This is a genomic window from Haloferax sp. S2CR25, assembly GCF_031624535.1.
In the GTDB taxonomy this organism is placed as follows: domain Archaea; phylum Halobacteriota; class Halobacteria; order Halobacteriales; family Haloferacaceae; genus Haloferax; species Haloferax massiliensis.
The window spans coordinates 420398-432566 of the sequence record NZ_JAMQOO010000002.1; the positions used below are offsets into that span (position 1 = coordinate 420398).

Annotated in this window: 12 protein-coding genes; 10 read left to right on the top strand and 2 right to left on the bottom strand. The window is 67.9% G+C overall.

Annotated elements, in window-relative coordinates:
- Positions 1–94: 94 nt before the first annotated feature.
- The 4 genes from NDI65_RS07525 to NDI65_RS07540 all read left to right on the top strand — a co-directional run bounded on the left by NDI65_RS07525 (position 95) and on the right by NDI65_RS07540 (position 5122).
- Positions 95–1447 (top strand): ribonuclease J, encoded by a 1353-nt coding sequence (locus NDI65_RS07525; RefSeq protein WP_004061394.1) that lies wholly within the window; start codon positions 95–97, stop codon positions 1445–1447.
- The gene (locus NDI65_RS07530; protein ID WP_089777431.1) at positions 1447–2493 is read left to right on the top strand and encodes a polyprenyl synthetase family protein; all 1047 of its coding nucleotides are present in this window, start codon (positions 1447–1449) and stop codon (positions 2491–2493) included. Before NDI65_RS07525 ends, NDI65_RS07530 begins: the two co-directional genes overlap by 1 nt.
- Before the next feature lie 190 nt (positions 2494–2683).
- The gene (locus NDI65_RS07535; RefSeq protein WP_310893527.1) at positions 2684–4396 is read left to right on the top strand and encodes a glutamate--tRNA ligase; all 1713 of its coding nucleotides are present in this window, start codon (positions 2684–2686) and stop codon (positions 4394–4396) included.
- A gap of 66 nt (positions 4397–4462) precedes the next feature.
- Positions 4463–5122 (top strand): cyclase family protein, encoded by a 660-nt coding sequence (locus NDI65_RS07540; protein ID WP_007275186.1) that lies wholly within the window; start codon positions 4463–4465, stop codon positions 5120–5122.
- A 39-nt stretch (positions 5123–5161) separates the two neighbouring features.
- Here the strand turns inward: NDI65_RS07540 and NDI65_RS07545 are convergent, their stop codons facing one another.
- Complete coding sequence (locus tag NDI65_RS07545; RefSeq protein WP_310893528.1) at positions 5162–5641, bottom strand: DUF456 domain-containing protein; 480 nt, start codon at positions 5639–5641, stop codon at positions 5162–5164.
- Between the two features lie 169 nt (positions 5642–5810).
- Between NDI65_RS07545 and NDI65_RS07550 the strand changes: the two genes are divergently transcribed.
- The 6 genes from NDI65_RS07550 to NDI65_RS07575 all read left to right on the top strand — a co-directional run bounded on the left by NDI65_RS07550 (position 5811) and on the right by NDI65_RS07575 (position 11838).
- Entirely contained in the window at positions 5811–6140 is a 330-nt protein-coding gene (locus NDI65_RS07550) for a ferredoxin family protein (protein ID WP_004969399.1), read from the top strand.
- Positions 6141–6270: 130 nt separating this feature from the next.
- Positions 6271–7146 (top strand): electron transfer flavoprotein subunit beta, encoded by an 876-nt coding sequence (locus NDI65_RS07555; RefSeq protein ID WP_089777434.1) that lies wholly within the window; start codon positions 6271–6273, stop codon positions 7144–7146.
- 2 nt (positions 7147–7148) lie between these two features.
- Positions 7149–8894 carry an electron transfer flavoprotein subunit alpha/FixB family protein gene (locus NDI65_RS07560; protein WP_089777435.1) on the top strand — a complete coding sequence of 582 codons (1746 nt, stop codon included), beginning with the start codon at positions 7149–7151 and terminating at the stop codon, positions 8892–8894.
- A complete protein-coding gene (locus NDI65_RS07565; RefSeq protein ID WP_089777436.1) occupies positions 8891–10555 on the top strand; it encodes an FAD-dependent monooxygenase in 1665 nt (554 codons plus the stop codon). The genes NDI65_RS07560 and NDI65_RS07565 overlap by 4 nt, the downstream gene beginning before the upstream one ends.
- A gap of 13 nt (positions 10556–10568) precedes the next feature.
- Entirely contained in the window at positions 10569–11009 is a 441-nt protein-coding gene (locus NDI65_RS07570) for a hypothetical protein (protein ID WP_310893529.1), read from the top strand.
- Between the two features lie 94 nt (positions 11010–11103).
- The gene (locus NDI65_RS07575) at positions 11104–11838 is read left to right on the top strand and encodes a GNAT family N-acetyltransferase (protein WP_089777437.1); all 735 of its coding nucleotides are present in this window, start codon (positions 11104–11106) and stop codon (positions 11836–11838) included.
- Between the two features lie 114 nt (positions 11839–11952).
- Here NDI65_RS07575 and NDI65_RS07580 read toward each other — a convergent pair whose 3' ends face one another.
- Positions 11953–12117, bottom strand: a complete 165-nt coding sequence (locus NDI65_RS07580; RefSeq protein WP_310893530.1) for a hypothetical protein — start codon at positions 12115–12117, stop codon at positions 11953–11955.
- Positions 12118–12169 lie beyond the last annotated feature (52 nt).

Genomic DNA, 12169 nt, shown 5'->3' on the forward strand with positions numbered 1-12169 from the left:
GACGCCGGGGCCGGTGGCCCCCAGACACCCGTCTTTCCGTGAGCACCTTCGCCACATCGTGGCTTTCGATGCTCGGAATATCGAGACACAAACCATGGAAATCGAAATCGCAACCATAGGCGGATACGAAGAAGTCGGCCGTCAGATGACGGCCGTCCGTGCCGGAGACGACGTCGTCGTCTTCGACATGGGTCTCAACCTGTCGCAGGTCCTCATCCACGACAACGTCGAGACCGAAAAGATGCACAGCCTCGACCTCATCGACATGGGCGCTATCCCGGACGACCGGGTCATGAGCGACCTCGAAGGAGACGTGCAGGCCATCGTCCCCACGCACGGCCACCTCGACCACATCGGGGCCATCTCCAAGCTCGCCCACCGCTACGACGCCCCCGTCGTCGCGACGCCCTTCACCATCGAACTGGTGAAACAGCAGATCGAAGGCGAGAACAAGTTCAACGTCAACAACGACCTCGTCAAGATGGAAGCCGGGTCGACGATGTCCATCGGTGACTCCGGACAGGTCGAACTCGAATTCGTCCACGTCACCCACTCCATCATCGACGCCATCAACCCGGTCATCCACACGCCCGAGGGCGCAATCGTCTACGGTCTCGACAAGCGCATGGACCACTCGCCGGTCCTCGAAGACCCCATCGACATGAAGCGCTTCCGCGAGATCGGCCGCGAGGGCAACGGCGTCCTCGCGTACATCGAAGACTGTACGAACGCCGGCCGGAAGGGCCGCACGCCCTCCGAGTCCGTCGCGCGCCGCCACCTCAAAGACGTGATGACCTCCGTCGAGGACTACGACGGCGGCATCGTCGCGACGACGTTCTCGTCGCACATCTCTCGGGTCTCCTCGCTCGTCGAGTTCGCCAAGGACATCGGCCGTCAGCCGGTCCTCCTCGGCCGCTCGATGGAGAAGTACTCCGGCACCGCCGAGCGCCTCGGCTTCGTCGACCTCCCCGACGACCTCGGGATGTACGGCCACCGCAAGTCCGTCGACCGCACCTTCAAGCGAATCATGAAGGAGGGCAAGGAGAACTACCTGCCCATCGTCACGGGCCACCAGGGCGAGCCGCGCGCGATGCTCACCCGCATGGGCCGCGGCGAGACGCCGTACGAGATCGACGACGGCGACAAGGTCATCTTCTCGGCGCGGGTCATCCCGGAGCCGACGAACGAGGGCCAGCGCTACCAGTCCGAGCGCCTCCTCCGCATGCAGGGCGCGCGCATCTACGACGAGATTCACGTCTCGGGCCACCTCCGCGAGGAGGGCCACTACGAGATGCTGCAGGCGCTCCAGCCCCAGCACGTCATCCCGGCTCACCAGAACCTGAAAGGCTTCGCTCCGTACGTGGACCTCGCGGAGAGTCAGGGCTACGCCCTCGGTCGCGACCTCCACGTCACGCGGAACGGCAACATGATCCAGCTGGTGGAGTGATGACTCCCGACGCGACGGAAAAGCGGGTGCTTGAGGCGATTCGCGAGCGACGCGAACTCGTCAACGAGGCGCTCGACGAGGACGTGCCGATGGCCGAGCCCGAGCGGCTCTACGAGGCCTCCCGGTACCTCCTGCAAGCCGGCGGCAAGCGCCTCCGGCCGACCGTCTCACTCCTGACCGCGGAGTCCCTCGCGGACGTCGAACCGATGTCGGAGGACTACCGGGCGTTCCCGACGCTCGCGGGCGACGCCATCGACGTGATGGTCGCGGCCGTGAGCATCGAAGTCATCCAGTCGTTCACGCTCATCCACGACGACATCATGGACGACGACGACCTCCGTCGCGGCGTCCCGGCGGTCCACAAGGAGTACGACAACTCGACCGCCATCCTCGCCGGCGACACGCTGTACGCCAAGGCGTTCGAACTCCTGACGAAGACGGGTGCTGACCCCGCCGACGGTCTCGAAGCCGTCCGCCGACTTGCGACCACCTGCACGCAGATCTGCGAGGGGCAGGCGCTCGACATCGAATTCGAGCACCGCACCGAGGTGCTCCCTGACGAGTACCTCCAGATGGTCGAACTGAAGACGGCGGTTCTCTACGGGACCGCCGCCGCCGTTCCGGCGGTCATCATGGGCGCTGACGACGAGGTCGTCGAGGCGCTCTACCAGTACGGCATCGAGTCCGGGAGCGCGTTCCAGATTCAAGACGACGTGCTCGACCTGACCGTACCGTCCGACCAGCTCGGCAAACAGCGCGGCTCGGACCTCGTGGAGAACAAAGAGACCATCATCTCGCTCCACGCGCGTCAGCAGGGCATCGACGTGGACGACCTCGTCGACGCCGAGACGGCCGAGGAACTCACCGAAGACGCCGTCGAAGCCGCCGTCGCCGAACTGAACGAGGCGGGAAGCATCGACTACGCCCGCGAGATGGCCGAAGACCTCACCGAACAGGCCAAGTCGCGGCTCGACGTCCTCCCGGATAACGAGGCCCGCGACCTGCTGTGCGACATCGCGGACTACCTCATCACCCGCGGCTACTGAACGCGCGGCGCGCTCGCCGCAACCCGCGAACCGCGGCCGTGCGCTTTTCTCTTCGAACCGCTCCGTCCCCGAGTCGCGCCGTAACTCATATTTACTCTGAAGTGCTAACATATGACGTACCCCTGCCCGCGCGAGGACCCTTCCCCGCAATCCGGGCCTGTTTTTAGGCGCGCCGCGGAAGCGAACGGTAATGGACGACGAGCTTCGAGAGCGCATCGAGCGAGAGGCCGAGAAGCACGCGCTTCTCAACGCGGTCAAACACGACAGCGACGCCGACGTGGGCGCGATTATGGGTCCGCTGATGGGCGAGAACCCCGACTTCCGACAGCACGGCGGCGAGATTCCGGGGCTCATCGGTCCCGTCGTCGCCGAGGTCAACCGGCTGTCCGCCGACGAAAAGCGCGAGCGACTCGAAGAGCTCGCGCCCGAGGAACTCGCCGAGATGGAAGCCGAGGAGGAAGCGGACGACGCCCTCCTTCCCGACCTCCCGAACGCCGAGGAGTACGACGAGGTCCGCATGCGCGCCGCGCCGAACCCAAACGGCCCGTGGCACCTCGGCCACGCCCGCATGCCCGCGGTCATCGGGACGTACAAGGAGATGTACGACGGCTCCTTCCTCGTCCGGTTCGACGACACCGACCCGGAGACGAAGCGCCCGGACCTGACGGCCTACGACGCCATCCTCGACGACATCGACTACCTCGGGTTCGAGCCCGACGACGTGATTCGCGCCTCCGACCGGGTGGAGACGTACTACGATTACGCCCGCGAACTCATCGAGATGGGCGGCGCGTACACCTGTTCGTGTTCGGGCGAGGAGTTCTCGAACCTGAAGAACGACGGGAAGCCCTGTCCGCACCGCGACAAGGACGCCGAGACGACCCGCGAGGAGTTCGAGGGCATGGTCGCAGGCGAGTACAGTTCGGGCGAGATGGTCCTCCGCGTCAAGACCGACATCGAACACAAGAACCCCGCGCTCCGCGACTGGGTCGCCTTCCGCATGATAGACACGCCGCACCCCCGCGAGGAGGCGGCCGACTACCGCGCGTGGCCGATGCTCGACTTCCAGTCGGGCGTCGACGACCACCTCACGGGCGTCACCCACATCATCCGCGGCATCGACCTGCAGGACTCCGCGAAGCGCCAGCAGTTCGTCTACGACTACTTCGGCTGGGACTACCCCGAAGTCGTCCACTGGGGCCACGTGCAGGTCGACGCCTACGACGTGAAGATGTCCACGTCGAGCATCAAGGAACTCATCGACGCGGGCGAGGTCGAAGGCTGGGACGACCCGCGCGTGCCGACCATCAAGAGCCTCCGCCGCCGCGGCATCCGCGGGCAGGCCATCGTGGACGCGATGGTCGGCCTCGGCACCTCCACCTCGAACGTCGACCTGTCGATGTCGACGGTGTACGCGAACAATCGCGACCTCGTCGACGACGAGACGGACCGGTACTTCCTCGTTCGAGACGGAGAGGAGTTCGCCGTTGAGGGCGGCCCAGACAGCGCCCACCCGCCGCTCCACCCGAGCTTCGAGGAGCGCGGCACCCGCGACATCCCCGTCGGCGACAGCGTCCGCCTCGAATCGGGCGACGTGCCCGCCGAGGGCGAGCGCGTCTGGCTGAAGGGCTTCGGCGCGGTCCGCCGCGAGGGCGACTCGCTCGTCGCCACCGGCGACGACCTCGACGTGGTCCGCGAGGGCGACGTGGCCGTGATTCACTGGGTCCCGACCGACGGCGTCTCGGTCCGCATGCGCACCATGGACGGCGACGTGACGGGCGTCGCTGAGCCCGACTTCGGCGACGTGCCCGAGGACGAACTCGTCCAGTTCGAGCGCGTCGGCTTCGTCCGCGTGGACGACCGCGGCGACGACGAGACGGTCGTCTACTTCGCGCACAAGTAAGCCGAGCGACGGACAGTCGCTCTCGACACGAACACTCGTTTTACCCACCCGCGCCTAAGGAGTCGTATGACCCTCCTCGACCTCACCCGCCGCGTCGAAACGGGGATGCCGACGTACCCCGGCGACCCGCCAGTCACAGTCGAGTCGCACGCCGACTTCGACGCCGACGGCTACCGCGTCTCGCGGCTCGAACTCGGAACCCACGCGGGCACGCACGTCGATGCCCCCGCCCACACCGAGCCGGACGGCGCGACGCTCGACGACTTCCCGGTCGAGGACCTCCGGTTCACCGCTCGGGCCATCGACTGCCGAGACGCGGGGGCCCGCGGCCGAATCGGACCGGACGCGATTCCAGAACACCTCGAACCGCGTGTGGACTTCCTCGTGTTCCGGACCGGCTGGGACGACGAGTGGGGAACCGAGCGCATGACCGACCACCCGGCGCTCGCGCCGGAGACAGCCCGTGCCTGCGCGGACCGGGGGCTGTCTGTCGGTATCGACGCGCTCAGCCCCGACCCGACCGGCGGCGACGACGTGCCCGCCCACCACGCGATTCTCGGGGCGGGCCTCCTCGTCGTCGAGAACCTCCGCGGGTTGGACGCGCTCCCGACCGACCGGACGTTCGACCTCTACGTCATGCCGCTTCGGGTGGACGCCGACGGCGCGCCCGCCCGGGTCGTCGCCGACGCGGAGACGGGGCTGATTCGGCGTCGAGACGAGCGGTGAGTCGGCGGGAACCGGGGGGAACGCGAAACCGGTCGGCGCTCAGACCACCACGGTCAGGACGAACCCGACGAGCATCGAGAACGTCAACAGGGCCTGTACCGCCGCGGTGGCGAGGACGCCGACGGTGGCGACGAGGGCGCACCGACCGCTCTCTTCGGCGTCCTGATGGTCGAGGTATTCGAGGGCGAAGACGGTGCCCGCGACGCCGACGAAGATGCCGAGCGGGCCGATGAGGAACATGAGCAGGAAGCCGGCGACGCCGGCGATAATCGACGTTCGAGTCGACGCGCCGCCGAACCGTGCGGCGACCATCCCGCCGGCGTAGTCGGTGACGAGCGCGACGAGGCCGACGAGGGTCAGCCCGACGAACGCGATGGGACCGGGGTCCGAAAAGCCGGACGCCACCCAGTAGACGACCACACCGAGCACGGACAGGAGCGCGCCGGGGAGAAGCGGGAGCACGCTCCCGACGACGCCGAGGACCAGGAGGGCGAGCGCAATCCAGAGGAACACGTCCATACCGGGGTGGTTCGGGCCGGGGGCTATTCACCCCACCGAGTGGGCGCGTCGAGACTGCGGCGGGAAACGGTGAGTGTAATGGGCCACCGATTCGCGCGCCGCGCGACCCGGTTTCGCGCCCGTTCGGGGGATAGTTTATTGCCTCTACCGGAATATGTCACTAAGAGTCATGGCTATCGACCCGCAGTTCGAGGCAAACAGAGAGAAGGTCGGAGAGGAAAACGGCGTGGCCGTCTGGGGACCGGTCGAACCGCCGGAGAAACTCGGCATCCACGGCACGCACGTCGCGGTGGACTTCGACATCTGTCTCGCCGACGGGGCGTGTCTGGAGGACTGCCCCGTGGACGTGTTCACGTGGGTCGACACGCCCGACCACCCCGAGTCGGACATCAAGGCCGAACCGACCCACGAAGACCAGTGTATCGACTGCATGCTCTGTGTCGACGTCTGCCCGGTCGACGCCATCGACGTCGACCCCGGGCGAGCGGGACGCATCTGAGGGAAGAAACCCCGATTTTTTGCGGGTGACGCCGCCGCCAGCGACGCCGCCGAGCGGCGCAGACGTTCCGGCCACCTAGTACAAAAGATTATTATGAATATGAGCTAGCATTAACTGGAGAGTGTTCTCAATGCACATGGTGGTACTTACCAAAGGCGTGCCCGACTTCCGGGAGGGCCAGGTATCGTTCGACGAGGACGGGCATCTCGAACGGGGAAAGACGCCCACAGTGATGAATCCGAACGACCGCTTCGCGCTGGAGGCGGCGCTCCAGACGCGGGTTCGACACGGCGGGCGAGTGAGCGTGATGAGCATGGGTCCGCCGGGGTACAAGGAGGTGTTACAGGAGGCGATGGAGACGGTGTACGCCGACGACCTCCACCTCGTCTCGGACCGCGAGATGGCGGCCGCCGACACGTGGGCGACGGCCATCACCCTCAGCGCGGGCATCGAGACGCTCGGCGAACCGGACGTGGTGTTCGCCGGGTTCAAGACCGCGGACGGGGAGACGGGCCACACCGGCCCGCAGACGGACTGGTGTCTCGACATGCCGCTCGTCACGCACGTCATCTCCCTCGACATCGACGAGGAGGAGGGGACCCTGCGGGCCAAGCGACTGGTCGAAGGCGACATCGAGGAGATAGAGACAGTCGAGACGGAGCTTCCGGCGTTCGTCGTCGCGGACCCCGAGTTCGAGCCGTCGTATCGGACGGCGGGCGAGCGCCTGACGCTGAAGGACTTACGCGAGGAGACGAAGGCGCGCGCCGAGAACTACGAGGAGCACCTGACGGTGCGGGACCACGCCGACATCAACGTCGACCCGGACTACATCGGTCTCGACGGCTCGCCGACCATCGTCTCGTCGGTCGACCCGATTCCGAAGGCACCGGCGGAGCGGGAGGCGACGATGGTCGACCCGGACGACGCGGGGGCCATGCAGGACGTGCTGTCCGCGATGCAGTCGGCGGGCGACGGCGGCGACGCCGCGGCCGCGGGGGGTGACTGAGCGTGACCGACTTCGACCCCGGCGACTACGAGATTTCGGAGCTCGGCCCGGCCATCAAGGACATCGACGACCTCGGCGAGCTAGAGGAGATTCTGCAGGCGGAACACCGCGGGCAGAACCGCGCGCCGGCCGTCGCGCTCATCGAGAGCCGCATCGAGAAGTTCTCCGAGGACGACGAGGAGCCGGCGGACGCGGACGAACTGGACCTCGCGTCGATGAGCACCGCGGAAGTCGGGAACACCCTCCAGAACGTCGAGGAGGTCTCGGAGCTCGAAGCGCTCCTCGAACGCGAGGAGGCCGGCGAGAACCGCGACCCGGTGAAGCGACTCATCAGCAACCGCATCGACTCGGTGAAGGGAAGCGACGAGGAGGACACGGAAGTCGAGGTGGACGAACGGCCGCCCGAGGAGCGCCATCCGGACCTCGACCATCCGACCCGCGACAAGCGGCACGTCCGGTCGCTCCACGGCGGCGTCTACCGCGACATGTGGGTCTACTGCGAGACGCAGGCGGGCGAACTCGTGGACGTGTCCAAGGAGATGCTCGGCAAGGCCCGCGAGCTGATGGACGCGTACAACGACGACTACGCTGCCGACGAGCGGGTCGTCGCGGTGCTCATCGGCTCCGACGTGTCGAAACACGTCGAGGACGTCATCGCCTACGGCGCGGACGTGGTCGTCGTCCGCGAGGACGCCCGGCTCGAACGCTTCCAGCACAAGCCGTACACCGAGATATTCTGCGACATGGCCCGCGCGGGAGCCACCCACCAGAACTTCGAGGTCACGGACGGCCGCGACGAGTCGTGGCGCGACTACGACAAGCCGCGGTACGTGCTGTTCCCGGCGACGAACAACGGCCGGGACCTCTCGGCGCTCGTGCAGGCCGAACTCGACTCCGGCCTCGCCAGCGACTGCTCGGGGCTGTACATCACGGAGGAGGTCATCTCCAACCCGGTCAAGACCGGCGTCGCCGGCGAGAAAAAGGAGTTCCAGCGCGTCCTGCACATGAAGCGCCCGGACTTCTCGGGCTTCGAGTACTCGACGATTCTCTGTATCGACAACCCGACGCGGGAGTTCCACCCGCAGGGCGCGTCTGTCATCCCGGGGAGCTTCGACCTGCCCGAACCCGACGCCGAGCGCGAGGGCCTCGTGGTCGAACACGACGCCCCGCTCGACGACGACTGGTTCCGCGTCACCGTCACCGACTTCGACCGGCTCGACGAGGGCGTCGACCTGACGGGCCACGACGTCATCGTGGCGGTCGGCCGCGGCATCGGCGACGACCCGACGAAGGGTATCGAACTCGCCTTGGACCTCGCCGACCAGTTCGAGGACGCCGACGTCGGCGTCACCCGCGGCATCGTCACGGGGTCGTTCAACTTCGACGGCCACGTCGAGCAGTACACCCACGAGGACCGACAGATAGGCGAGACGGGACAGGTCGTCGCGCCGAAACTCTACGTCGCGGCGGGTATCTCCGGCGCGGTCCAGCACAAGGTCGGCATGGACGAGTCGGACACCATCGTCGCCGTCAACACCGACCCCGACGCCCGAATCCGCGACTTCTCGGACTACTTCATCGAGGGCGACCTGTTCGAAGTCCTCCCGAGGCTGACGACGGCGCTCAAGGAGGGCCGGTTCGAGGCGGCGGTCGCCAGCGACGGGGGGCGCGCGGCGTCGACGCCGCCGACCGGAACGCCCGACGCTGGCGCTGGCGCTGGCGCGGACGACAGGGGTGAGTCCCGATGAGCGACTACGAACACTACGAGGCGCTCGTCGTCGGGGCGGGTCCCGGCGGCGCGGCGGCGGCCGCGACGTTCGCCAACTACGGCATCGAGACGCTCGTCCTCGAACGCGGCGTCGAGGCCGGGTCGAAGAACGTCTCGGGCGGGCTCATCTACGCCGAGGAGTCCGCGCCCTACACCATCGACGACCTCTTTCCGGGCTTCCGCGAGGCAGCCGCCGAGCGGCCCATCACGAAGTACCGCATCCACAACATCGCCGGCGACAAGGTCGAGTCGTTCGACCTCACCGACCTGCACGAACACGACACCGAGTGGTCCGACTCGGTCCTCCGGCGGAAGATGGACTCGTGGCTCGAAGACCGCGTCCACGAGCGGACCCGCGAGACCGGCGGCGGCCTCCTGACGGGCGTCCACGTCAACGGCCTGCTCCGCGAGGAGGGCCGCATCGTCGGCGTCACGCTGGACGAACTCGACCCGATAACCGCCGACGTCATCGTCGCGGCCGACGGGGTGAACTCCGAACTCGCCCGCGACGCGGGCCTGATGGACTGGGACGAGCCCGACGAGTGGTTCCAGGGCGTCAAGGCCGTCGTCGACATGCCGGAGGACGCCATCGCCGACCGGTTCGACGTGGCCGACGACGAGGGCGCGGCCCACCTGTTCTCGGGCGACCTGTTCGAGGGCGTCCGCGGCGGCGGCTTCCTCTACACGAACCGCGACACGCTGTCGCTCGGAACGGTGTTCCACCTCGACAGCCTCGTCGCCGAGGAGGCCGAGCCGCACGAGTTACTGGACGGGCTTCTGACCCACCCGCTCCTCGCGCAGTGGCTCGGCGACGACTACACCGAACTGGAGTACAGCGCGAAGCTCGTCCCCGACTCGAAGAAGGTCGCCCTGCGCGAACCGCACTTCGGTCGCCTGCTCCTCGTCGGCGACGCGGCCGGCCAGATGCAGGCGCAGGGGCCCATCATCAAGGGCATGAACCACGCCGTCACCGCCGGCGCGCTCGCCGCGGAGTCGTACGCGCAGGCCAAATCGCGCAACGAACCGGAGAAGGCGGGGACGCGCTACGCCCGCAAACTCCGGAGCGAGGGCGTGATGAAGAAGCTCCGGCCCCGCGGCTACGAACTGCTCCGCGGCGTCGCCGAGGACGACGGCGTGACCGGCGTGGTCGATTCGGTGCTCACCTCGGCGGTCGGGCGCGCCGGCGTCCGGGCGCTCTCGGGGCGGCTCGAACGCCTCTACAACGTCCCGACGCTGTCGGCGCTGATGCCGGACACGCGGACGCCCTACGTCACGCTCCCGACGGTCATCGCCGAGGAGTTGGGGACGCGAGTGCGCGAGACCAACTCCGTGACGCCGCCGGACCTCGAAGCCCGCATCGGCGGGCTGACCTACGACACCGACATCGGCAACCCGCACATCACGCTCCGCGACGAGTCCTACGAGGCGAGCGGGGCCGCGGTGGCGGCCTGTCCGGTCTCGGCGGTCGACTTCGGCGGCGGCTGTTACCGCGAGGAGGTCGTCCGGACCAACGGCACCGAGGAGCGCGTCGTCAGCCTCGACACCCAGCCCTGCGTCGAGTGCGGCACCTGCGCCGTCGTCGCCGACACCGAGTGGACCCACCCGCGCGGCGACAAGGGCGTCGAGTTCAAGTGGGGGTGACGGGGGTGCGAAGATGAGCCGCGACGCGACCCATTCGGACGCCCGCCCCGTCGCCGACGGTCGCGGTGCCGAGGAGCGCCACCCCGAAGACGTTCGGTTCGGGGAGCGCGCCAGAGCCCTCGCCGCCGAGGCGCGGGAGGCGCGGGAGTCGTTCGACCCGCCGCCGCCGTCGGCCGCGGACCGGCGCGCCCTCGAATGCGCCCGCGACGGCGTCGGCCCCGCGGTCTCGCTGTACGTCAGCGCGCGGACGGGCGACCGGCTGGTCTCGTTTACCGGCGAGGAGTTCGAACTTCTCCACCGGGCGATGAACGACTGGCTCGCCATGTACGCCCGGTGCTACGGCGTCGACCTCGACGCGGACTTCACGGTGCGCGAGGCCGCCGAAGTCCTGCTTCGGACCCACGACGTGGTCGATACCGCCCAACTCTTGACCTGCGTCCCCGAGCGGCGCTGAGGGGGCCGCGGCCCCGTTTCACCCGTCGGTGCCGGCGACTCTCGGCGAACCCGACACGAACAACAATTATTAATCATGAGTGTGATTGAGTACCATGGAAGTAACTGACAGTCTCAACTTCGGACACAAAGACCGCAAGGACATCTACGAGTACATCGAGCGCAACGGGACCGTCCGCGAGGACGAGGTGCGGCGGGCGCTCAACTTCGAGCCGGCGGCGCTGGGGGCGCATCTGACCGTCCTGCGACGCGACGGCTACATCCGAAAGGTCGGCAACCACGTCGAGGTGGCTTACGCGCCCGGCGAGGAGGAGACGGTCGAACTCGGCGACCTCGACGTGACGATTCGGATAGCCCAGAACGTCGACCTCGAAAGCCTCGTCGACGCCATCCACGAGGTCGCTGACGAGGGCCGGTACATCGAGGCCGAGACGGTCGCGGACCTGCTCGACCACGAGGAGGTCGTCCTCCGACACAACGAGGTCAGTTCCCGGATGGTGTTCGTCGCCACCGTCGGCGACGAACTCGCCGGCTGGGTCCACCTCGACCTGCCCGAGGCGGAGAAACTGAGCCACACCGCCGTCCTGACGGTCGGCACGCGACCGGAGTTCCGCGGCAACGGCATCGGGAGCAGACTCCTCGACCGCGGCGTCGACTGGGCGCGCGAGCGCGGCTTCGAGAAGCTCTACAACAGCATCCCGGCGACCAACGAGGAGGCAATCGCGTTCCTCGAAGGCCACGGCTGGGAGACCGAAGCCGTCCGCGACGGTCACTACAAGATAGACGGCGACTACGTCGACGAAGTGATGATGGCCGTCTCGCTCCGGTGAGCGCGGACTCGCCTCGCTCCTAACCCCGAATTTCTGCGCGTCGTCGCCCCCGCCAGCGAGGCGTGGGTCTGCGACTGCCCCGCGTGCGACCGGTCGCGCGACCACCCGACCGGCTTACGACCAGTCGTCTTCGGCCCCGTCGAGGGGTTCGGCGACGACGCCGTCCTGCTGGACGAGCGCCCTCGCGTGAGCCGTACAGACGTCCCTGTCGGCGTCCCACGGCACGTAGAGCCTGACCGCCGCGACGTTCTCGCAGTCGGGTTCGCTACAGTCGGCCATACGGGGAGCGTCGGCTCCGACGACTATCGGTGTGTCGGCGAGGGGGCGACAG